The sequence below is a fragment of the Variovorax sp. 3319 genome (assembly GCF_031456585.1).
Lineage (GTDB): Bacteria > Pseudomonadota > Gammaproteobacteria > Burkholderiales > Burkholderiaceae_C > Variovorax > Variovorax paradoxus_P.
This window is the reverse complement of sequence record NZ_JAVDUZ010000001.1, coordinates 812,997-833,008: the sequence shown is the minus strand read 5'-3', so window position 1 is coordinate 833,008 and position 20,012 is coordinate 812,997. Positions and strand designations below refer to the sequence as shown.

21 protein-coding genes are annotated in these 20,012 nt (G+C 63.6%); 18 read left to right on the top strand and 3 right to left on the bottom strand.

Annotated elements, in window-relative coordinates; translation table 11 throughout:
• The first annotated feature begins 77 nt into the window (after positions 1-77).
• From dnaJ to J2X67_RS04175, 4 genes are all read left to right on the top strand, one after another.
• Positions 78-1,214 carry a molecular chaperone DnaJ gene (dnaJ, locus tag J2X67_RS04190; protein ID WP_258505162.1) on the top strand — a complete coding sequence of 379 codons (1,137 nt, stop codon included), beginning with the start codon at positions 78-80 and terminating at the stop codon, positions 1,212-1,214.
• Between the two features lie 702 nt (positions 1,215-1,916).
• Positions 1,917-3,839: a PrkA family serine protein kinase gene (locus J2X67_RS04185; protein WP_309950772.1), complete on the top strand. Its 1,923-nt coding sequence runs from the start codon at positions 1,917-1,919 to the stop codon at positions 3,837-3,839.
• Between the two features lie 63 nt (positions 3,840-3,902).
• Positions 3,903-5,195: a YeaH/YhbH family protein gene (locus J2X67_RS04180; protein WP_309950771.1), complete on the top strand. Its 1,293-nt coding sequence runs from the start codon at positions 3,903-3,905 to the stop codon at positions 5,193-5,195.
• Positions 5,192-6,745 carry a SpoVR family protein gene (locus J2X67_RS04175; protein ID WP_309950769.1) on the top strand — a complete coding sequence of 518 codons (1,554 nt, stop codon included), beginning with the start codon at positions 5,192-5,194 and terminating at the stop codon, positions 6,743-6,745. The genes J2X67_RS04180 and J2X67_RS04175 overlap by 4 nt, the downstream gene beginning before the upstream one ends.
• 24 nt (positions 6,746-6,769) lie before the next feature.
• Here J2X67_RS04175 and aroQ read toward each other — a convergent pair whose 3' ends face one another.
• Positions 6,770-7,210, bottom strand: a complete 441-nt coding sequence (gene aroQ, locus J2X67_RS04170) for a type II 3-dehydroquinate dehydratase (RefSeq protein ID WP_309950767.1) — start codon at positions 7,208-7,210, stop codon at positions 6,770-6,772.
• A 78-nt stretch (positions 7,211-7,288) separates the two neighbouring features.
• Between aroQ and J2X67_RS04165 the strand changes: the two genes are divergently transcribed.
• From J2X67_RS04165 to gnd, 11 genes are all read left to right on the top strand, one after another.
• Positions 7,289-7,978 (top strand): Rieske 2Fe-2S domain-containing protein, encoded by a 690-nt coding sequence (locus J2X67_RS04165; protein WP_309950766.1) that lies wholly within the window; start codon positions 7,289-7,291, stop codon positions 7,976-7,978.
• Positions 7,979-7,986: 8 nt separating this feature from the next.
• On the top strand, positions 7,987-8,850 hold the full coding sequence (locus J2X67_RS04160) for an aromatic ring-hydroxylating dioxygenase subunit alpha (RefSeq protein ID WP_309950764.1): 864 nt from the start codon (positions 7,987-7,989) through the stop codon (positions 8,848-8,850).
• Positions 8,847-9,485: a glutathione S-transferase gene (locus J2X67_RS04155; RefSeq protein ID WP_309950762.1), complete on the top strand. Its 639-nt coding sequence runs from the start codon at positions 8,847-8,849 to the stop codon at positions 9,483-9,485. The genes J2X67_RS04160 and J2X67_RS04155 overlap by 4 nt, the downstream gene beginning before the upstream one ends.
• A 50-nt stretch (positions 9,486-9,535) precedes the next feature.
• Positions 9,536-10,642, top strand: coding sequence for an S-(hydroxymethyl)glutathione dehydrogenase/class III alcohol dehydrogenase (locus J2X67_RS04150; RefSeq protein WP_309950761.1), 1,107 nt, complete (start codon positions 9,536-9,538; stop codon positions 10,640-10,642).
• Positions 10,643-10,664: 22 nt separating this feature from the next.
• The gene (locus J2X67_RS04145; RefSeq protein WP_309950760.1) at positions 10,665-11,591 is read left to right on the top strand and encodes an alpha/beta hydrolase; all 927 of its coding nucleotides are present in this window, start codon (positions 10,665-10,667) and stop codon (positions 11,589-11,591) included.
• Complete coding sequence (gene fghA, locus J2X67_RS04140) at positions 11,588-12,463, top strand: S-formylglutathione hydrolase (protein ID WP_309950758.1); 876 nt, start codon at positions 11,588-11,590, stop codon at positions 12,461-12,463. The genes J2X67_RS04145 and fghA overlap by 4 nt, the downstream gene beginning before the upstream one ends.
• Before the next feature lie 49 nt (positions 12,464-12,512).
• Positions 12,513-13,016, top strand: a complete 504-nt coding sequence (locus tag J2X67_RS04135) for a GNAT family N-acetyltransferase (RefSeq protein ID WP_309950756.1) — start codon at positions 12,513-12,515, stop codon at positions 13,014-13,016.
• 29 nt (positions 13,017-13,045) lie between these two features.
• A complete protein-coding gene (locus J2X67_RS04130; protein ID WP_309950754.1) occupies positions 13,046-13,435 on the top strand; it encodes a VOC family protein in 390 nt (129 codons plus the stop codon).
• A 12-nt stretch (positions 13,436-13,447) separates the two neighbouring features.
• Entirely contained in the window at positions 13,448-13,882 is a 435-nt protein-coding gene (locus J2X67_RS04125) for a TfoX/Sxy family protein (RefSeq protein ID WP_309950752.1), read from the top strand.
• Entirely contained in the window at positions 13,879-14,487 is a 609-nt protein-coding gene (locus J2X67_RS04120) for a 3'-5' exonuclease (RefSeq protein WP_309950751.1), read from the top strand. The genes J2X67_RS04125 and J2X67_RS04120 overlap by 4 nt, the downstream gene beginning before the upstream one ends.
• Positions 14,488-14,593: 106 nt before the next feature.
• Positions 14,594-16,015, top strand: a complete 1,422-nt coding sequence (gnd, locus tag J2X67_RS04115) for a decarboxylating NADP(+)-dependent phosphogluconate dehydrogenase (RefSeq protein ID WP_309950748.1) — start codon at positions 14,594-14,596, stop codon at positions 16,013-16,015.
• Between the two features lie 44 nt (positions 16,016-16,059).
• On the opposite strand, the gene J2X67_RS04110 is transcribed toward gnd, so the two are convergent.
• Both J2X67_RS04110 and J2X67_RS04105 read right to left on the bottom strand, forming a co-directional pair.
• A complete protein-coding gene (locus tag J2X67_RS04110) occupies positions 16,060-16,575 on the bottom strand; it encodes a gluconokinase (RefSeq protein ID WP_309950745.1) in 516 nt (171 codons plus the stop codon).
• A 124-nt stretch (positions 16,576-16,699) separates the two neighbouring features.
• Positions 16,700-17,794: a PA0069 family radical SAM protein gene (locus tag J2X67_RS04105; protein ID WP_309950744.1), complete on the bottom strand. Its 1,095-nt coding sequence runs from the start codon at positions 17,792-17,794 to the stop codon at positions 16,700-16,702.
• Between the two features lie 119 nt (positions 17,795-17,913).
• Here J2X67_RS04105 and J2X67_RS04100 point away from each other — a divergent pair, with 119 nt between their 5' ends.
• The 3 genes from J2X67_RS04100 to J2X67_RS04090 are packed head-to-tail and all read left to right on the top strand — an operon-like array spanning position 17,914 to position 20,006.
• Positions 17,914-18,516 carry a MarR family transcriptional regulator gene (locus tag J2X67_RS04100; RefSeq protein WP_309950743.1) on the top strand — a complete coding sequence of 201 codons (603 nt, stop codon included), beginning with the start codon at positions 17,914-17,916 and terminating at the stop codon, positions 18,514-18,516.
• Positions 18,517-18,572: 56 nt separating this feature from the next.
• The gene (locus tag J2X67_RS04095) at positions 18,573-18,998 is read left to right on the top strand and encodes a DUF393 domain-containing protein (protein ID WP_309950741.1); all 426 of its coding nucleotides are present in this window, start codon (positions 18,573-18,575) and stop codon (positions 18,996-18,998) included.
• A gap of 21 nt (positions 18,999-19,019) precedes the next feature.
• The gene (locus tag J2X67_RS04090; protein ID WP_309950740.1) at positions 19,020-20,006 is read left to right on the top strand and encodes a methyltransferase domain-containing protein; all 987 of its coding nucleotides are present in this window, start codon (positions 19,020-19,022) and stop codon (positions 20,004-20,006) included.
• Positions 20,007-20,012: the final 6 nt, after the last annotated feature.

The window sequence follows — 20,012 nt, the reverse complement described above, 5'->3', positions numbered from 1 at the left end:
GCTGGAATACCTGAACGGGTGTTCCAGCCTTTCTCGCTTCAAGTTACGGCTTCACGCCCGCCCCGACCGAATCAGCCATGGCCACAAAACGCGACTACTACGAAACCCTCGGCGTTCCCAAGAACGCGAGCGAGGAAGAAATCAAGAAGGCTTATCGCAAGCTTGCGATGAAGCACCACCCTGACCGTAACCACGGCGACACCAGCAAGGACGCCGAGGCCAAGTTCAAGGAGGTGAAAGAAGCCTATGAAATGCTGTCGGACAGCCAGAAGCGCGCGGCCTACGACCAGTACGGCCACGCCGGCGTAGACCCCAACATGCGTGGCGGCCCCGGTGCCGAGGGCTTCGGCGGATTTGCCGAGGCGTTCGGCGACATCTTCGGCGACGTATTCGGCGGCGGCCGCGGCCGCACCAGCGGCGGGCGCCAGGTGTTCCGCGGCAGCGACCTCAGCTACGCCATGGAGGTCACGCTCGAAGAAGCCGCCGAGGGCAAGGAGGCGCAGATCCGCATTCCCAGTTGGGATGACTGCGGCACCTGCCACGGCTCCGGCGCCAAGCCCGGCACCAAGCCCATTACGTGCACCACCTGCCACGGCGCCGGCGCCGTGCAAATGCGCCAGGGCTTCTTCAGCGTTCAGCAAACCTGCCCCACCTGCCACGGCAGCGGCAAGATCATTCCGGAGCCCTGCACGGTGTGCCATGGCCAAGGCAAGATCAAGAACAACAAGACGCTCGAAGTCAAGATTCCTGCAGGCATCGACGATGGCATGCGCATTCGCAGCACCGGCAACGGCGAGCCAGGCACCAATGGCGGGCCGCCCGGCGACCTGTACATCGAAATCCGCCTCAAGAAGCACGAGCTCTTCGAACGCGACGGAGACGACCTGCACTGCGTTGTGCCCGTCAGCATGACCACTGCGGCGCTGGGCGGCGAAATCAGCGTGCCCACGCTCAAGGGACCGGCTGCCATCGACATTCCCGACGGCACGCAGAGCGGCAAGCAGTTTCGCCTGCGCGGCAAGGGCATCAAGGGCGTGCGCTCGAGCTACCCGGGCGACCTGTATTGCCACGTGCGCGTCGAAACGCCGGTCAAGCTCACCGAGCACCAGCGCAAGCTCTTGAAGGAGCTTGACGAGTCGCTCAAGAAGGGCGGCGACAAGCACAGCCCCACCGACAAGGGCTGGCTCGACAAGGCCAAGGAATTCTTCAGCTGACTCTTCAGTTGATTTTTCAGCTGTAGAAGCAAGGCCGGCAAGGCAGGGGCAGCAGCCCTTGTCTTGCCGGCCTTTCGCGTAGTTGAAAGCCGCCAGCGCAGCTCTCTTCAGACCTGCGTTCGTTCGCGCACGCGAACGGTGCCTGCCGACCTTCTTCGGTGCCGCGCACCACGAATGCCCCCTGGCAGAACCCCGCCGACCACTGTTTGGCGCGCGTTCCCACGCGGACATGCGCGACTTGCCCATCAAAAGATGGCGCGCAGATTGCTTTTATATATTTTTGGTTTGAGCAATAAACCCAAACAGCACATGGCGCGTTATTGTTGTGTAACGGTTTTGAGCCGCGGGGTGCTCAATAGGAGGTGCTTTCCCCGGAAAAGAAGCAAAGAGTGCAGAGACCGATTGCCATAGGTATTTTCACTGTGCATCGGGATAGCACCAAGTGCGTTTGCCGAACCTTGGAATTTAGCTGGAATTGAGAAATGGTGCGGGTTTTTCTCAGGAACTTTACTCGGCACTGTGGTTCTGATTTAACAAACAATATTCCGGGTGCACTCTTTGCTTTATGCTGTTTGTGCAGATGTGATTAAGGGAGTTTTCCACGGCTTGCAGCCATGGGGCGGGCACACCTTTAAAAGTTGCGACGCATTGCGGCTGCAGGCTTCGGGTTAATAAACCCGCAGACTTGATGGAGGCGTGACCATGGATGTGATCAGCAACTTTGCCGCCCGCTACGAGCGCACTCGCGAGGAAGTCCTCTCGCTGCAGGACTACCTGGATATTTGCAAACGCGATCCCACAGCGTATGCCACCGCGTCCGAGCGAATGCTCAAGGCAATCGGCGAACCCGAGCTGGTCGACACGCGCAACGACTCCAGGCTTTCGCGAATCTTCGCGAACAAGGTCATCAAGATCTACCCCGCCTTCAAGGAGTTCTACGGCATGGAGGACGCCATCGAGCAGGTGGTGTCGTACTTCAGGCATGCCGCCCAGGGCCTCGAAGAAAAGAAGCAGATCCTCTACCTGCTGGGCCCGGTCGGCGGCGGCAAGAGCTCGATCGCCGAGCGCCTGAAGCAGCTCATGGAGCACGTGCCCTTCTATGCCATTCAAGGGTCGCCCGTCAACGAAACTCCGCTCGGCCTGTTCGATGCGGTAGAAGACGGCGAGATCCTTGAAAAGGAATACGGCATTCCGCGCCGCTACCTGAACCGCATCCTCTCGCCGTGGGCCGTCAAGCGCCTCGAAGAGTACGGCGGCGACATCCGCCAGTTCAAGGTGGTCAAGCGCTACCCGTCCGTGCTGCGGCAGATTGCGGTCGCCAAGACGGAGCCCGGCGACGAGAACAACCAGGACATCTCGTCGCTGGTCGGCAAGATCGACATTCGCAAGCTCGAAACCTACGCCCAGGACGACCCCGACGCTTACGCCTACTCGGGCGGCCTGTGCCTGGCCAACCAGGGCCTGCTCGAATTCGTGGAAATGTTCAAGGCGCCCATCAAGGTGCTGCACCCGCTGCTCACCGCCACCCAGGAAGGCAACTTCAAGGGCACCGAGGGCTTCGGCGCCATTCCGTTCGACGGCATCGTGCTGGCGCACAGCAACGAGAGCGAGTGGAAGGCCTTCCGCAACAACAAGAACAACGAGGCTTTTCTCGACCGGATCTACATCGTCAAGGTTCCTTATTGCCTGCGCGCGTCGGAAGAAATCAAGATCTACGAGAAGCTGGTGCGCAACTCATCCTTGGCCAAGGCGCCCTGCGCCCCTGGCACGCTGCGCATGATGGCCCAGCTCTCGGTGCTCACGCGGCTGAAGGAACCTGAAAACTCCAGCATCTACAGCAAGATGCAGGTGTACGACGGCGAGAACCTGAAGGACACCGATCCCAAGGCCAAGTCGATCCAGGAATACCGCGACTACGCCGGGGTCGACGAAGGCATGAGTGGCGTTTCTACCCGCTTTGCGTTCAAGATCATTTCCAAGGTATTCAACTTCGACAGCTCCGAGGTAGCGGCCAACCCGGTGCACCTGATGTATGTGCTCGAGCAGCAGATCGAACGCGAGCAGTTTCCGCCGGAAACGGAGCAAAAGTACATCAGCTACATCAAGGAGTTGCTGGCGCCTCGCTATGCCGAGTTCATCGGCAAGGAAATCCAGACTGCCTACCTGGAGAGCTACAGCGAATACGGCCAGAACATCTTCGATCGCTATGTCACCTACGCCGACTACTGGATCCAGGACCAGGAGTTCCGCGACGTGGACACCGGCGAGGTGTTCGACCGCGCAGCGCTCAACGCCGAACTCGAGAAGATCGAGCGGCCAGCGGGCATCGGCAATCCGAAGGACTTCCGCAACGAGATCGTCAACTTCGTGCTGCGTGCGCGTGCCGGCAACGCGGGGCGCAACCCCGCATGGACGAGCTACGAAAAGCTGCGCGCCGTCATCGAGAAGAAGATGTTCTCCAACACCGAGGAACTCCTGCCGGTGATCAGCTTCAACACGAAGAGCAGTGCCGACGAGCAGAAGAAGCACGAAGACTTCGTGACCCGCATGGTCGAAAAAGGCTATACGGCCAAGCAGGTTCGCCTGCTCTGCGAGTGGTACCTGCGGGTACGCAAGAGTTCATAGCGGTAGTCCATAGCGGCGAGGCCGGAGCCTCGCTCCCTTTTTGCAAGGAGCTTTGACATCATCGTGGCCATCCTGCAGCAGATCATCGACCGCCGGCTCTCGGGCAAGAACAAATCCATCGGCAACCGGGAGCGCTTCCTCCGGCGCTACAAAGGCCAGATCCAGGAGGCGGTGCGGCGCGCAGTCAGCGGGCGCAACATCCGCGAACTGGAGCAAGGCGAAGATGTCACCCTGCCGCGCCACGATGTGTCCGAACCGGTGTTCGGCCATGCGCGCGGCGGCGACCGCGAGTACGTGCACCCGGGCAACCAGGAATACCTGAAGGGCGACCGCATCGCGCGGCCCGAAGGGCAGGCCGGCGGCGGCTCGGGCAGCGGCGAGGCCGGAGACGGCGGCGAAGGCGAAGACGACTTCGTGTTTCGTCTCACGCGCGAGGAATTCATGCGCGTGTTCTTCGACGACCTCGCCCTCCCCCACCTCATTCGTACGCAGATCGCCGAGGTGCCCGAATGGAAGAGCCACCGCGCCGGCTTCACGAACGACGGCACGCCCAACAACCTGCACGTGGTGCGCTCGATGCGCGGCGCGCTCGCGCGGCGCATTGCGCTTGGCGGTGAGCCGCGCAAGGAGCTGCGGCGCCTGGAGGCGCACCTGCTGCACCTGAAGCAGCATCCGCAAGCGGAACAACCGTTCATCCAGAAAGAAATCCGCGAGACTGAAGAGCGCATCGAGGAGTTGCGCAGAACCGCGCGGCACGTGCCCTACATCGACCCCATCGACCTGCGCTACCGCAACCGCGTGAAGACCCCGGTGCCGAGCGCCAAGGCGGTGATGTTCTGCCTGATGGACGTTTCAGGCTCCATGGACGAAGCGCGCAAGGACATGGCAAAGCGCTTCTTCATGCTGCTCTACCTGTTTCTGACGCGGCACTATGAACGCATCGACCTTGTGTTTCTGCGCCACCACACGCAGGCGCAAGAAGTGAACGAGGAAGAATTTTTCCATGCCACCGAAACCGGCGGCACCGTGGTGTCGAGCGCGCTGGTTCTCATGGACGAGATCATCAAGGCCCGCTACCCGAGCGGCGAATGGAATGTGTACGGCGCGCAGGCAAGCGATGGCGACAACTGGCACCAGGACAGCGGGCGCTGCCGGGAGCTGCTGGTGGACAGCATTCTTCCGGTGGTGCGCTACTACGCCTATGTACAGGTGGCCGAAACCGAGCAGAACCTGTGGCAGGAATACGCGCAGCTGGAGGGCATTCAGCCCAACTTCGCGATGCGCAAGGTATCGGACGCAAGCGACATCTACCCCGTGTTCCGCGACCTCTTCAAGAAGGAAGGGGTGCCCGCATGACCTCCGAACACCCTCCCCTCGAGCGCCTGAACTCCACCGGGCGGCTGGAGCGGCTGCCCAGCCCGTCCGACTGGACCTTCGACCTCATCGAGACCTATCACACGGAGATAGCGAAAACTGCCAAGGGCTTCGGACTCGACGTGTACCCCAACCAGCTCGAGGTGATCACCGCCGAGCAGATGATGGATGCCTACGCCAGCGTCGGCATGCCCATGATCTACCGCCACTGGTCGTACGGCAAACAGTTCATCGCCACCGAAAAGAACTACCGCCGCGGCCACATGGGCCTGGCGTATGAGATCGTCATCAACTCCGACCCCTGCATTGCCTACCTCATGGAAGAAAACACCATGGCCATGCAGGCCCTGGTGATTGCGCACGCGGCCTACGGCCACAACAGCTTCTTCAAGGGCAACTACCTGTTCCGGATGTGGACCGATGCCTCTTCGATCATCGACTACCTCGTGTACGCACGGCACTACATCGCCGAATGCGAAGAGCGCCATGGCCTCGATGCGGTGGAACAGCTGCTCGACTCCTGCCATGCGCTGATGAACTACGGCGTCGACCGCTATCGCCGCCCGCAGAAGCGGTCGCTGGCGCAAGAAGGAACGCAGCGCGCCGAGCGCGAACGCTACATGCAGCAGCAGGTGAACGACCTGTGGCGCACCCTGCCGCGCAGGAGTGAACACGCCGCCGAATCCGACTCGTCCCGCCGCTTTCCTTCGGAGCCGCAGGAGAACCTGCTCTACTTCATCGAGAAGAACGCGGCGCTGCTCGAGCCGTGGCAGCGCGAAGTGGTGCGCATCGTGCGCAAGATCGCGCAGTATTTTTATCCGCAGCGCCAGACCCAGGTCATGAACGAAGGCTGGGCCACCTTCTGGCACTACACCTTGCTGAACACCATGTACGACCGCGGCCAGCTTGCCGACGGCTTCATGATGGAATGGCTCAGCTCGCACACGGGCGTGATCTTCCAGCCGCCCGTGGGGCACCGCGCCTACAGCGGCATCAATCCCTATGCGCTGGGTTTTGCCATGTTCACCGAGCTGCGGCGCATCTGCGAAAAGCCGAATGAAGAAGACAAGCGCTGGTTCCCGGACTTTGCGGGCACCGACTGGGTCAAGACGCTCGACTACGCAATGCGCAACTTCAAGGACGAGAGCTTCATCGGCCAGTTCCTGAGCCCGAAGACGATGCGCGATTTCAGGCTGTTCGCGATTCGCGACCACCAGAGCGAGCCCGAGCTCGAAGTGTCCGCCATTCACGACGACAGCGGCTATCAGGCGCTGCGCGAATCGCTGTCACGCCAGTACGACATCAGCAGCAGGGAGCCCGACATCCAGGTGTGGAACGTCAACATGCGCGGAGACCGCGCACTGACACTGCGCCACACGCAGCGCAACAACCTGCCGCTGCACGACGACGCCGAAGAAGTGCTGAAGCATGTTGCCCGGTTGTGGGGCTTCGATGTTCACCTGGAAAGCGTCGACTCCCAAGGCCACATCAGCCGCAGCTGGAAGGCCGCGGCTCCGAGGCAGACCGACTGATCGGATGGCCCCTGTGGCTGCAGCTCAGGGCACCAGGGCCGCAATTGCCAGGGCGTAGCCCTTTACGCCCAAGCCAACGATGATGCCCCGCGCCGCCGGCGAAATGTACGAGCGGTGGCGAAACTCCTCACGCGCATGCACGTTCGAAATGTGCAGTTCGATCAGCGGCACACTGGCGCCCTTGATGGCGTCGTGCAGCGCGATCGATGTGTGGGTGTAGGCGCCCGTGTTCATTACCACCCCCAGCATGTTGCCCGCGGCCACCTCTCGGCCGGCCTCATGGATCCAGTCGATCAGCACGCCTTCGTGGTTCGACTGGCGGCACTCGATCTCCACCCCGTGCGCGGCGCCCGCGTCCTTGCACAGGCGCTCGACGTCGGCCAGCGTGTCGCGACCGTATTGCTCGGGCTCTCGCGTGCCAAGCAGGTTGAGGTTGGGGCCGTTGAGGACGAGTATTTTCTTCATGGTGAGTGGCGTCTTGCGATGGCGCCATTATGAGTGCCCGCTCCGTGGAAGACTTGCGCTAAGGTAGCGCGCATCATGATGAGTGCAGACAGAGTTTCAGCCTGGCACCCGGTCGCCCGCTCGGCCGATGTGTGCCCCGGAGCCAACATCGTCGCGGGCTTTGCCCAAGGGCAGGAGCTTGCGCTCTGGCGTTCGGCCGATGGTGCACCGCAGGCATGGGAGAACCGCTGCCCCCACCGCAGTGTGCGCTTCACGCTCGGACAGGTGGTCGAAAACCGCCTCTCCTGTGCGTACTACGGCTGGCAGTACGCGGCGGGCAGCGGCCAGTGCATGAGCATTCCCGCGCATCCCGACATGCCGCCGCCGCGCAACCTGTGCGCGCAGGTTTTCAGCGCAGTCGATGCGGCCGGCATGCTGTGGGTGAACCTCGCTGGCGATACCGCGCATGCCCCGCCGCAAGACGGAGTCGTGCCCGGTGGCTGGTCGTTCTGCCGCACGCTCACCGTGCGTGCCGATGCAGCAAGCGTGCGCACGGCACTCGCCCGGCGCGGCTTCTCGGCAAGCGCAGCAGCAACCGCCGCATGGCACGGGCTACTCGGCGAATCCGGCGCAGTGGCCCTGTTGCTCGATGCACAACCGCAGCTTGCCTTTGTTCACCTCTGGACAGATGCCGCGCCCGGAACCGCCGCGATGAAGACACTGCACATTGCCGCCCGCGATCTGCGCACCGACATCGAAGAATGCCGCCAGCCGCAAAAGGCAGCCTGAAGAAAAACATGGCCTTCATTACAGACGACCCCAACATGCTCGACGACTGGCTGGTCGTCGGCCCTTCGGCAGCGCTGGCCGGCACCTCCAACGCGCAGCCCCTCACGGCTCGCCTGCTCGGCGAAAAACTGCATATTTGGAGCGACGCGGCCGGTGCGCCGCAGTGCCGGCTCGGCGCACAAACGCTGGCCATCCAGTCGCGCTATGGCTATCTCTGGGTGTGCCCGAGCGGCAAGCCGGCGCGGCCCCTGTTCGACTTTCCCGAATATGGCGAACCCGGGCGCCGCATGGTCGACTGCGGCAGCATCGGCGTGGCCGTGTCAGGGCTGCGGGTGATAGAGAACTTTCTGGACATGGCGCACTTCCCTTTCGTGCACGCCGGCTTCCTGGGCAAGGTGCCGCACACTGAGGTGGCAAAGTACCAGGTGCAGGTCGACCCGGTCACCGAAGAAATCTGGGCCACGGATTGCCGCTTCTGGCAGCCCCGCGCCTCGGCCGCCCACGACAGCGGCAGCGAAGTGGTCTACAAGTACCGCGTCATGCAGCCGCTCACGGCCATGCTCTACAAGTCGAGCCACCGCGCCGGCCAGCTCGATGCCATTGCGCTCTTCCTGCAGCCTCTCGATGATGAACACGTAATCGCCCACACGCTGCTCGCCTGCTACGACGACACCTCGACCGACGCCGAACTCATCGCATTCCAGCAAACGATCTTCGGACAGGACAAGCCGATTCTCGAGAACCACGCCTTCAAGCGCATGCCTCTCGAAGGCCGCGCCGAAACGCCAACGCGCGGCGACACGACTTCGGTCACCTACCGGCGCTGGCTGCGTGAGCGCGGCATGCGCTTTGGCGTGAGGCAAGCCGCATGATCAAGCTCTACGACTACGCCCTTTCAGGCAACTGCTTCAAGGTGCGGCAGATGCTTGCCTGGCTGGGCCTCGGCTGCCAGAGCGTGCCCGTCGACTTCCACCCCGGCCGCGAACACAAGTCGGCTGCGTTTCTCGCGCACGTCAATCCACTGGGGCAGATTCCGGTGATCGACGACAACGGCTTTGTGCTGCGCGACGCGCAAGCCATCCTCGTCTATCTTGCGAGCAAATACGACACCGAGCGCAGGTGGTACCCGGACGACCCCCAACTGCGCGGCCAGATCGCGATGTGGTTTACCACCGCCGATGAAATTACCCGCACCGCATCGGCGGCCCGGCTGCACGATGCCTTCGGCTACGAAAATCTCGACATCGAAGCCTGCCGGCGTGGCGCACATGCAGTCTTTCGTTTACTGGACGACCACCTGGCCGAACGCGCCTGCGAAAGCCTGCAATGGCTCGTCGGGCAACACCCCACTGTGGCCGACCTGGCCTGCTTTCCCTATGTGGCGCTGGCCGGCGAAGGCGGCATCGCCCTGGACGAGTACCCCGCGCTGCGCAGCTGGGTGTGGGACTTTCGTCATCTGCCCGGTTTCATCGGAATGTCGGGTATCTTTTCAGCCGGCCCGGCCTGAGCGCCGGTCTGGGTATCCTTGTACCCCTTCTCTTTTGCCTGAAGCCCCCAATGAAAACCAAAGCTGCCGTCGCCTGGAAATCCGGAGACCCCCTCACCATCGAAACCGTCGACCTCCAGGGCCCCAAGTTCGGCGAGGTGCTAGTGGAGATCAAGGCCACCGGCATCTGCCATACCGACTACTACACACTCTCGGGCGCCGACCCCGAAGGCATCTTCCCGGCCATCCTCGGCCATGAAGGCGCGGGCATCGTAGTCGACGTGGGCCCCGGCGTCACCTCGCTCAAGAAGGGCGACCACGTCATTCCGCTCTACACGCCCGAGTGCCGCCAGTGCAAGTTCTGCCTTTCGCGCAAGACCAACCTCTGCCAGCTCATCCGGGGCACGCAGGGCAAGGGGCTGATGCCCGATGCCACCTCGCGCTTCAGCCTCGACGGCAAGCCGATCTTTCACTACATGGGCACTTCGACCTTCAGCAACTACACGGTCGCGCCTGAAATCTCGCTCGCCAAGATCCGCGAAGACGCTCCGTTCGACAAGGTCTGCTACATCGGCTGCGGCGTGACCACAGGCATCGGCGCGGTGATCTTCACGGCCAAGGTGGAAGCCGGCGCCAACGTGGTGGTGTTCGGGCTCGGGGGCATCGGCCTCAACGTGATCCAGGGCGCCAAGATGGTGGGCGCCGACAAGATCATCGGCGTCGACCTGAACCCCGAGCGCGAGGCCATGGCGCGCAAGTTCGGCATGACGCATTTCATCAACCCGAAGAACACCGAGAACGTGGTCGATGCCATCGTGCAGCTGACCGACGGCGGCGCCGACTACAGCTTCGAGTGCATCGGCAACACCAAGGTGATGCGCCAGGCGCTCGAATGCACGCACAAGGGTTGGGGCCGCAGCATCATCATCGGCGTGGCCGAGGCGGGTGCGGAGATCAGCACGCGGCCGTTCCAGCTGGTCACCGGCCGCAAGTGGGAAGGCTCGGCCTTCGGCGGCGCACGCGGCCGCACCGACGTGCCGAAGATCGTCGACTGGTACATGGAAGGCAAGATCAACATCGACGACCTGATCACCCACACCATGCCGCTCGAAGACATCAACAAGGGCTTCGACCTGATGAAGCGCGGCGAGTCGATCCGCGGCGTGGTGCTTTACTAGCCTCTTTAGGAGAACGCCCGCGATGAATCGCATGGAGCCGTTGCGCAAGATCGAAGCGGGCGTTCTCGAAATCGCCTGTTACGAGGCCGGCCCCGCCGACGGCCCGCCCGTGCTGCTGATGCACGGCTTTCCGTACGACATCCACACTTACGCCGAAGTGGCGCCGATGCTCGCCGACGAAGGCTGCCGCGTCATCGTGCCTTATCTGCGCGGCTACGGCGGCACGCGCTTCCTGAGCGATACCACGCCGCGCTCCGGCGAACAGGCTGCCCTCGGGGCAGACCTGCTTGCACTGCTCGACGCGCTCGGCATCCAGCGCGCGGTGCTTGCGGGCTACGACTGGGGCGGCCGCGCGGCGTGCGTGGTAGCGGCACTTTGGCCCGAGCGCTGCGCCGGGCTGGTTTCGTTCAACAGCTACAACATCCAGCACATCGCCAAGGCGATGGAGCCCGACACGCCCGCGAACGAGCACAGCCTTTGGTACCAGTACTATTTTCACAGCGAGCGCGGCCGCGCCGGGCTGGCGAAGGACCGCAGGGCGCTCACGCGCCTGCTGTGGCAACTCTGGTCGCCAACGTGGAAGTTCGACGATGCCACCTTCGAGCGCAGCGCGGCTGCGTTCGACCATCCTGATTTTGTGGAGGTGGTGATTCATTCATACCGTCACCGCTTCGGGCTTGTGGCGGGCGACCCGGCCTACGCCCACATCGAGCGCCGCCTGGCCGCGCAGCCTGCAATATCGGTGCCCACCATCACCTTCGACAGCCTGGACGACGGCGTGCGTCCGCCTGCCGAAGCCTCTGCCCATGAGCACCGCTTCAGCGGACAGCGTTCGCACCGGCTGGTACGGGGCGTGGGCCACAACATGCCGCAAGAGGCGCCTCGCATCTTTGCAGACGCCGTACTCGAACTGGTGCCCGCACTGCGGCCCAACAACAACTCCCGATGACCGACATCTTCAAGACCCTTTCCGAGCACCACGTCTTCGGCGGCGTGCAAAGCTTTCACGAACATGCCTCGCATGAAATCGGGCTGCCGATGCGCTTCTCGGTCTACCTGCCGCCGCAAGCCGCCCACGAGCGCGTGCCGGCGCTGCTTTACCTTGCGGGGCTCACCTGCAACGAAGAAACCTTTGCAGTGAAGGCCGGCGCGCAACGCATGGCGGCCAGCCTGGGCCTGGCGCTGATTGCACCCGACACCAGCCCGCGCGGAAGTACCGTGGAAGGCCTGCCCGGCGCCACCGCCAACTGGGACTTCGGCATTGGCGCGGGCTTCTACCTCGACGCCACCGAAGCCCCGTGGTCTGCCCACTGGCGCATGGAAAGCTGGATCGTGCACGAACTGCTGCCCTTCGTGGCAAAGCACTTTGCGGTCGACGACCAGCGCCTTGGCATCCTCGGCCACTCGATGGGCGGCCACGGCGCGCTCACGCTCGCAATGCGGCACCCGGGGCGCTTCAAGTCGCTCTCCGCATTTGCGCCCATCTGCGCGCCCACACAATGCCCGTGGGGTGAAAAAGCGTTTACCGGCTACCTGGGAGAGCCTGGCGGCGACCGCGCGCAATGGCTTGCGCACGACGCCAGCGCACTCATGAAATCGCAAACCGCCGCGCCCTACCCGCAGGGCATATTGATCGACCAGGGGCTGGCCGACAAATTCCTTGCCGAGCAGCTATACCCCGAAGCATTCGAGGCGGCCTGCTTTGCCGCGGGCCAGCCGCTCACACTGCGCCGCCACGCAGGCTACGACCACGGCTACTACTTCATCCAGACCTTCATGGCGGACCACCTCGCTCACCACGCGCAAACCTTGCGTGGCTGATCGGCCACTCGTATCGACCGCGGCACACGGGCGCCGTATCATGAGTCGCATGTCCGCAGCACAGATTCCCGCGTTTCAATTGCGCTCTCGCGACGGCGCCCCTGAAGAGAGCCTGGTGCTGGCCGGCATCTGGCGCAGGGCCTGGATAGCGGCCAATCGCAGGGCCACCGTGATCGAGCCGATCACGCACTGGCTGCGGCGCGTGCAAACAGAATTCGTACCGCCTGCCGACGTGGTGCTGGCCGAACGCGAAGGCCAGGTGCTCGCCTTCATGGTGATGCTCGCACGGCGCGAATACGTCGCCCAGCTGTTCGTCGAACCGCACCTGCGCAACCAGGGCCTGGGACAGGCGCTACTCGACGAAGCCAGCGTGCGCATGCCGCTCGGCTGGAAGCTTCATGTCGCCATCAACAACACCGCGGCGCAGCGCTTCTACGAGCGCTACGGCCTGGTACGCGGCGCGGTCGACAGGCACCCCGCCAGCGGACGCGAGCGGGTTGCCTACCATTGGTTTCCGCAGGGCATGGCACGCCGACCGCCGCCTATTGCCTGAGTGCACTTTTCCTTCGTTCCTGTCTTTTCATGCGCATCGATCACATCGCTCTCTGGACCACCGATCTCGAACGCTGCAAGCGCTTTTACGTCGACTACTTCGGCGCCACCGCCGGCACAGGCTATGTCAACCCGGCCAAGGGTTTTGCATCGTGCTTCCTGAGCCTCGGCGACGGCGCCCGCATCGAGGCCATGACCACCAGCACCCTCTCGCCCGTGCCCGCCGAACCCGGCGCGCAGCGCATGGGCTGGACGCACCTGGCCATCAGCGTGGGTTCCGACGCAGCGGTGGACGAACTCACGCAGCGCCTGAAGGCCGACGGCTACCCGTTGCTCGACGGCCCGCGCCGCACCGGTGACGGCTACTACGAAAGCGTGGTGCTCGACCCGGACGGCAACCGCATCGAGATCACGTCGTGAGCGGCTTGCGCGATGAGTGAGTTCGTAGAAAGCCTGCACGAGATCTTCGAGCGCTTCGGCCGCATCGAGGCGCGCCGCATGTTCGGCGGCCACGGCATCTTTCACGAGGGACGCATGATCGCGATCGTCCTGAAGGACACGCTCTACCTGAAGTCCGATGCCGAGAGCGCCGAACACTTCGACACACTGAACCTGCCGCCTTTCACCTACGAGCGCGGCGGCAAGACCATGCCGATGTCTTACCGGCAAGCACCCGCAGACCTCTTCGAGGACCGGCACGAAGCCGCCCTCTGGGGCCGCCGTGCCTACGAGGCGGCGTTGCGTTCCGGCCAGCCGCCAAAACAGAAAAAGACCGCCACCGCCAAGGCGGCTGCAAAGAAAACACCGGCGAAGAAAACACCAGCAAAGAAATCTCCAGTGAAGAAAAAGAAAGCAGCCTCCTCGTGAGCGACGCCATTGCCGCGTTGCCGCCTCTCCCCGAGCGGGAGCAAATCGCCCTGCTCGAAGCCTTCGAGGGCCTCGGCCTCAAGGACATCGTGGTCGTTGCAACGCTGCAAGAAGCCGAGCACGCGGCTGCCGCATTGCTGGCCTCGGGCGTTGCCGGTTTCGACACCGAATCGAAGCCCACCTTCGCCAAGAACGAAGTGTCTGGCGGCCCGCACGTCGTGCAGTTTTCAACGCGCGAGAAAGCCTGGCTGTTTCAGTTGCACCGCACCAAATGCAACCCGGTCGTCGCCGCGCTGCTCGCCTCGACCGAACTCCGAAAGGTCGGCTTCGGGCTTTCAAGCGACCTCACGCTGATACGCAACCGCCTGAACATCGAACCGAAAGCCGTGTTCGACATCGACAGCGAGTTTCGCCGGCGCGGTTACCGCAAATCGGTCGGCGTAAAGACGGCCGTGGCGCTGGTGTTCAACCGCCGCTTCGTCAAGTCGCGCAAGGCCACCACGTCGAACTGGGCCAACAAGCAGCTGACCGAAGCGCAAATACGCTATGCCGCCAACGATGCGTATGCGTCCATACGCGTGTTCGACGCGCTCTTTGGCGGTTGACCTGCCGCCCCTGCGGCCCGCTCGGCCATAAGAGCCTTTCAGCTGCAGGCCCCGGGCGCCCCCGGCACAATGCCGTCACATCGACCGCACACGAAGAAAGAAGGGCATGAGCAACAACAAAAGCGATTTCGGCTTGATCGGCCTGGCCGTGATGGGACAGAACCTTGTGCTGAACGTGGAGAGCCGCGGCTTCCAGGTCAGCGTGTACAACCGCACCGAAGCCACCACCGAGGCCTTCGTGGCAGCGAACCCCGGCAAGAAGCTGGTGGGAGCGAAGACACTTGAAGAGTTCGTTCAAAGCCTTGCCAGGCCGCGCAAGATCCAGATCATGGTGAAGGCCGGTGCGCCGGTCGACCAGGTGATCGAGCAGCTGATTCCGCTGCTCGACAAGGACGACATCGTCATCGACGGCGGCAACAGCCTCTATACCGACACGGAGCGCCGCGATGCGTACCTCTCGGCCAAGGGCCTGCGCTTCATTGGTGCGGGCGTGTCGGGTGGGGAGGAAGGCGCGCGCAAGGGGCCTTCGATCATGCCGGGCGGGCCGCTTTCCACCTGGGAGGTGATGAAGCCGATTTTCGAGAGCATCGCAGCCAAGGTCGACGGCGAGCCTTGCGTGATTCACATCGGCCCGGGCGGCGCGGGCCATTACGTGAAGATGGTGCACAACGGCATCGAATACGGCGACATGCAGCTCATCTGCGAGGCCTACAGCCTGTTCAAGGCGGCAGGCTTCACCACCGACGAGATGGCCGCGGTGTTCAACGAATGGAACGATGGCGAACTGCAGAGCTACCTGATCCAGATCACCGCCAAGGCGCTCGAGCAGAAAGACCCCGAAACCGGCCAGCCGATCGTCGACGTCATTCTCGACAAGGCGGGCCAGAAGGGCACCGGCCAATGGACGCTCATCAACGCGGCCGAAAACGCGGTGGTCATCAGCACCATCAACGCAGCGGTCGAAGCTCGCGTGCTGTCGTCGCAAAAGACGCATCGCGTGGCTGCAAGCAAGCTGCTGCAGGGGCCGAAGGCCGAGCTTTCGCTCGAGAAGCAGGCGCTCGTGGCCAAGGTGCACGACGCGCTCTATGCGTCGAAAGTCATCAGCTACACGCAAGGCTTCGACCTCATCAAGACAATGGGCGAGAAGAAGGAGTGGAAGCTCGACCTCGGCCGCATCGCTGCGATATGGCGCGGCGGCTGCATCATTCGCGCGCGCTTCCTGAACCGCATCACCGACGCCTACCGCACCAATCCCGCGCTGGGCAACCTGATGCTTGACCCGTTCTTCAAGGACCTGCTCAACCGCACGCAGCAGAACTGGCGCGAAGTGGTGGCGCTGGCGGTGAGCAACGGCATACCGGTGCCGGCGTTCAGCGCATCGCTTGCCTACTACGACAGCTACCGCACCGAGCGGCTATCGGCAAACCTGCTTCAAGCGCAACGCGACTTCTTTGGCGCGCACACGTATGAACGGGTCGACAAGCCCGCGGGCGAGTTCTTCCATACCAACTGGCCCGAAGTAATCTGAAGCTCAGCGCCGGCGCACTGCGCGGAATGCCGGCGCTACCGGCCCTAAAGGCGTGCAGCGTCGGGCATTTCGCGCTGCACCTGCGCCACCAGTTCCGGCAGCGGCGCAGTCGCATCGACCGCCACAACGCCGGGCTCGCCGACGGGCGATTCGAGCGTGGCGAACTGGTTGGCCACCAGGCTGGCCGGAAACATGTGCTCCCCCGCTCCCGCACGCGCGGCCACCCGCCGCTCGGCCTCGTCGCGTTCGATGGACATGAAGACAAAGCGCAGGTCTGGCACCGCCGCGCGCAACTGTTGGCGGTAAGCGCGCTTGAGCGCCGAACAAGTCAGCACCGCACCCTGAGGCTTTTCGGCAAGCGCACGGCCCAGCGTGGCGAGCCAGCCAGCGCGGTCGGCATCGGTCAGCGGGATGCCCTGGCGCATTTTTTCGACGTTCGACACAGGGTGGTGGTCGTCCCCCTCGATCAGTGGCAGCGCGAAGGCGGTGGCAAGCGCCGCACCCAGGCTGGACTTGCCGCAGCCCGAAACCCCCATTACCACCAGCCATATCCCGTTCATGCGTACCTTTGCAGCTAAAGCCGGACGGCTGCTGCCGCCGGTGGGTTGAATCCAGTGCCTATTTTGAAACGGATTTGACACGGATTCGAGGCGATGCAGATGGCAGGCCAGACAAAGACGGCTCTCAGAAAAGACTGCCCTGCCCCACGGCGCCCGGCGGACGGAACGCGTCCAGGTCGAGCGGAATGCGTTCTCGGTTGAAGCCGATGCGGTTTGCCGCCTTCTCGAAACGCTGCCGGATCAGGTCGGCCCAGAGGCCGGTGCCCTTCATGCGCGTCGCAAAGTCGGCGTCGTAGTCCTTGCCGCCGCGCATTTCGTGGATGCGCGCCATGATGCGGTCTGCCCGCTGCGGGTAGTGCAGCGCCAGCCATTCCTTGAAGAGGGGCGCCACCTCCCACGGCAGCCGTATCACGGTGTAGAAGGCGCTGCGCGCACCGGCCTCCCAGGCCGCTTCGAGCACATGCTCCATGTCTTCGTTGACGAACGGAATCTGCGGCGCCACGCTCACGCCCACCGGCACGCCTGCCTCGGCCAGGGTGCGAATGGTGCGCAGGCGCCGATGCGGAGCGGCCGCTCGCGGCTCGAGCTTGCGGGCCAGTTCACCGTCGAGCGTGGTCACGGTCACGTACACCGCGGCCAGGTGCTTGGCGGCCATGGGCGCAATCAGGTCGAGGTCGCGTTCAACCGCGCTCGACTTGGTGACCAGCGCAAACGGGTGCCGGGTCTCTTGCAGCAGTTCGATGATCGAACGTGTGAGCCGCAGCTCGCGCTCTATGGGCTGGTAGCAGTCGGTGGCGGTGCCGATGGCAATGTGGCTCGGCCGGTAGCCTTTGCGGCTGAGTTCGGCGCGCAGCACCTCGACGATGTTTCGCTTGGCAATGAGCTTGGTTTCGAAGTCGAGCCCCGGCGAAAGGTTCAGGTAGCTGTGAGTGGGCCGCGCAAAGCAATAGATGCAGCCGTGCTCGCAGCCCCGGTAAGGGTTGAGCGAACGGTCGAACGACACGTCGGGCGATTCGTTCTGGTTGAGCACCGACTTCACGTCTTCGAAACGCACCTCCGTAGCCAGCGGCAACAAGCCTTCGGCTTCGGCCGCGCCCTCCTCGAGCGTGCCCCACCCGTCGTCGAATGCATTGCGCTCGTCGCGCGAAAAGCGGTGCGCCAAGTGCGTGGCCGCGCCCCGGCCTTTGATGATGTGGATGGGAATGTGGGCAGCTGGCATGAGGTGCACCTTTCTTTCAGATACTGTTTATTCATACAGTATTCCAAATCCAGCGGCGTGCACAGCTGAATTTTCATTTCTCTATTGACAGAAATTTCTAAAATCCTAGACTCCGAGGCATGGAACTCACAGACATTCAACGCAAGTTCGTCCTTCATTGGGGCGAAATGGGCTCCATGTGGGGTGTCAACCGCACGGTTTCCCAAATTCATGCGCTGCTGTTTGCCCACGGCAAGCCCATGCATGCCGAAGAGCTCTCGGACACCCTGGGGGTGGCGCGCTCCAACGTGAGCAACAGCCTCAAGGAACTGCAGGCATGGAACCTGGTGCGGGTAACGCACATCCTTGGCGACCGGCGCGACTACTTCGAAACCAGTGTCGATGTGTGGGAGCTGTTTCGCACCGTGGTGCGCGAGCGGAAGGAGCGCGAGTTCGACCCGACCATTCGCGTGCTGCGCGAAATCGTCGCGAGCCCCGACTTCCAGAAGGAGCCGCCCGATGCGCAAGACCGCATCCGCTCCACCATGGACCTGATGAGCAAGCTCGCCACCTGGGCCGACGAAATGCTGCGGCTCTCGCCCGGCACGCTCGACAAGGTGCTGACGCTCGGCGCCAGCGTGCAAAAGTTCGTTCGCGGCGATGCAGCCCCGGCCGCACCCACCCCCGCAAAGAACAACGGCGACGACCCCGATGCACATCACGCCAGCCTGCCGATGATCTGAGCCTCTATTTTTTTGCCCCATCATTTCTGTTTTGACAGAAATAACGAAACAAAATCATGCGCCCCGCTGTCACCTACCCCCTCACTGTTTACTACGACGCCACCTGCGCACTGTGCTCGGCTGAAATGAGCGGCATGAAGGCGCGCGATGCCGCGGAGCGCCTGCAACTGGTCGACTGCTCGCCGCCGGCCTTCGACGCAGGGCCTGCACCGCGCGAAGCGCTGATGACCGCCATTCACGCGGTCGACGCCGAAGGTCAGGTGTTGGCGGGTGTTCCCGCCATCCGGGCTTGCCGCGATGCCGTGGGGCTGCCGAGCGGCAGCTTCCTGCTCGACCTGCCGCTTGTTGCACCGCTTGCTGACCGTGCCTATGCGGTGCTCGCACGCAATCGCTACCGGTTGCCTCGCTGGCTGGTCGCCTTGCTCGCCGGCAAGGCCGCACGTTCGTCGGCCACCTGCGCCGGCGGCAACTGCCGAATCTGAAAAAGAAAAGAGGAGCTTTTCGTGCCCAACGTCTTCCAGCCCGACTTCCGCGCGCCGCAAACGCCTCGCGCGCCATTCACGCACACCGCAACCGGAGCCCCACTGTCCAACCCGGCCATCACGCCGGCCGAGACGCACGACTACTTCACCGAGGTGGCCGACGACTACCGTGCATGGAGCCCCAGCTACAACATGCACTTCGGCTTCTGGCGGCTCGGGCTCAATCCGCTGCGGCGCGAAGGCATGCTCGTGGAGATGAACCGCGCAGTCGGCCGCGCATTGAAGCTCGACGAAGACCAGGCCCCCGGTTCAAAGCTACAAAGCGCGCAGAGCCGCCGATGCGTGATCGACCTGGGCTGCGGAGCCGGTGCCACCGCCCGCACGCTGGTAAGCGAAAACCCATCGCTCTATGCCGTCACCGTTACCAACGTGGCCGTGCAGAACAGCATCGCGGCCCGGCTCGACGCCCGCGCCGGCGTGGCCGATCGCATGGCGCACATCGAAGCCGACTACACGCGCACCGGCCTGCCGGCGGCGCAAGCCGATGGCGCGTGGGCAGTGGAAAGCGCCTGCTACGCAAGCGGCACGGCCAAGGCCGATTTCGTGCGCGAGGCGGCCCGCCTGCTGAAGCCCGGCGCGCGGCTGGCGGTGGTCGATGGCTTTCTGCTGCGGCGCCAGCCCGGCCGCATCGCGGGCTGGCTGCACCGCCTGTGGGCCGACAGCTGGGCCGTGCCCACGCTGGCCGTGCAGGACGACTTCGTGGCCGCGCTGCGCGACAACGGCTTCGAAAACATCAAGGTGCAGTCGCTGCGCTGGCGCGTGGCCCCCAGCGCGCTGCACATTCCGGCGCTTGCCACGCGCTTTGCGCTCGCCGAACTCTGGAAGGCGCGCGGCCGGCTCAGCCCGTGGCGCCGCAAGCACATCGTCGCCAGCTACTGCGCGCTGGTGCTGGGCGTTTTCTGGCGCGACTTCGACTACTGCATGGTCACAGCGCGGCGCAGCGGCTAGAAACCA

Coding starts and splice junctions, on each gene's coding strand:
- J2X67_RS04110 (WP_309950745.1), bottom strand. CDS start 16,575: ATGAACGGGATATGGCTGGTGGTAATGGGGGTTTCGGGCTGCGGCAAG.
- aroQ (WP_309950767.1), bottom strand. CDS start 7,210: ATGAAGAAAATACTCGTCCTCAACGGCCCCAACCTCAACCTGCTTGGC.
- J2X67_RS04130 (WP_309950754.1), top strand. CDS start 13,046: ATGCGCATCGATCACATCGCTCTCTGGACCACCGATCTCGAACGCTGC.
- J2X67_RS04100 (WP_309950743.1), top strand. CDS start 17,914: ATGGAACTCACAGACATTCAACGCAAGTTCGTCCTTCATTGGGGCGAA.
- J2X67_RS04095 (WP_309950741.1), top strand. CDS start 18,573: ATGCGCCCCGCTGTCACCTACCCCCTCACTGTTTACTACGACGCCACC.
- J2X67_RS04125 (WP_309950752.1), top strand. CDS start 13,448: ATGAGTGAGTTCGTAGAAAGCCTGCACGAGATCTTCGAGCGCTTCGGC.
- J2X67_RS04105 (WP_309950744.1), bottom strand. CDS start 17,794: ATGCCAGCTGCCCACATTCCCATCCACATCATCAAAGGCCGGGGCGCG.
- J2X67_RS04165 (WP_309950766.1), top strand. CDS start 7,289: ATGAGTGCAGACAGAGTTTCAGCCTGGCACCCGGTCGCCCGCTCGGCC.
- dnaJ (WP_258505162.1), top strand. CDS start 78: ATGGCCACAAAACGCGACTACTACGAAACCCTCGGCGTTCCCAAGAAC.
- J2X67_RS04160 (WP_309950764.1), top strand. CDS start 7,987: ATGGCCTTCATTACAGACGACCCCAACATGCTCGACGACTGGCTGGTC.
- J2X67_RS04175 (WP_309950769.1), top strand. CDS start 5,192: ATGACCTCCGAACACCCTCCCCTCGAGCGCCTGAACTCCACCGGGCGG.
- gnd (WP_309950748.1), top strand. CDS start 14,594: ATGAGCAACAACAAAAGCGATTTCGGCTTGATCGGCCTGGCCGTGATG.
- J2X67_RS04135 (WP_309950756.1), top strand. CDS start 12,513: ATGTCCGCAGCACAGATTCCCGCGTTTCAATTGCGCTCTCGCGACGGC.
- J2X67_RS04150 (WP_309950761.1), top strand. CDS start 9,536: ATGAAAACCAAAGCTGCCGTCGCCTGGAAATCCGGAGACCCCCTCACC.
- J2X67_RS04185 (WP_309950772.1), top strand. CDS start 1,917: ATGGATGTGATCAGCAACTTTGCCGCCCGCTACGAGCGCACTCGCGAG.
- J2X67_RS04145 (WP_309950760.1), top strand. CDS start 10,665: ATGAATCGCATGGAGCCGTTGCGCAAGATCGAAGCGGGCGTTCTCGAA.
- J2X67_RS04155 (WP_309950762.1), top strand. CDS start 8,847: ATGATCAAGCTCTACGACTACGCCCTTTCAGGCAACTGCTTCAAGGTG.
- fghA (WP_309950758.1), top strand. CDS start 11,588: ATGACCGACATCTTCAAGACCCTTTCCGAGCACCACGTCTTCGGCGGC.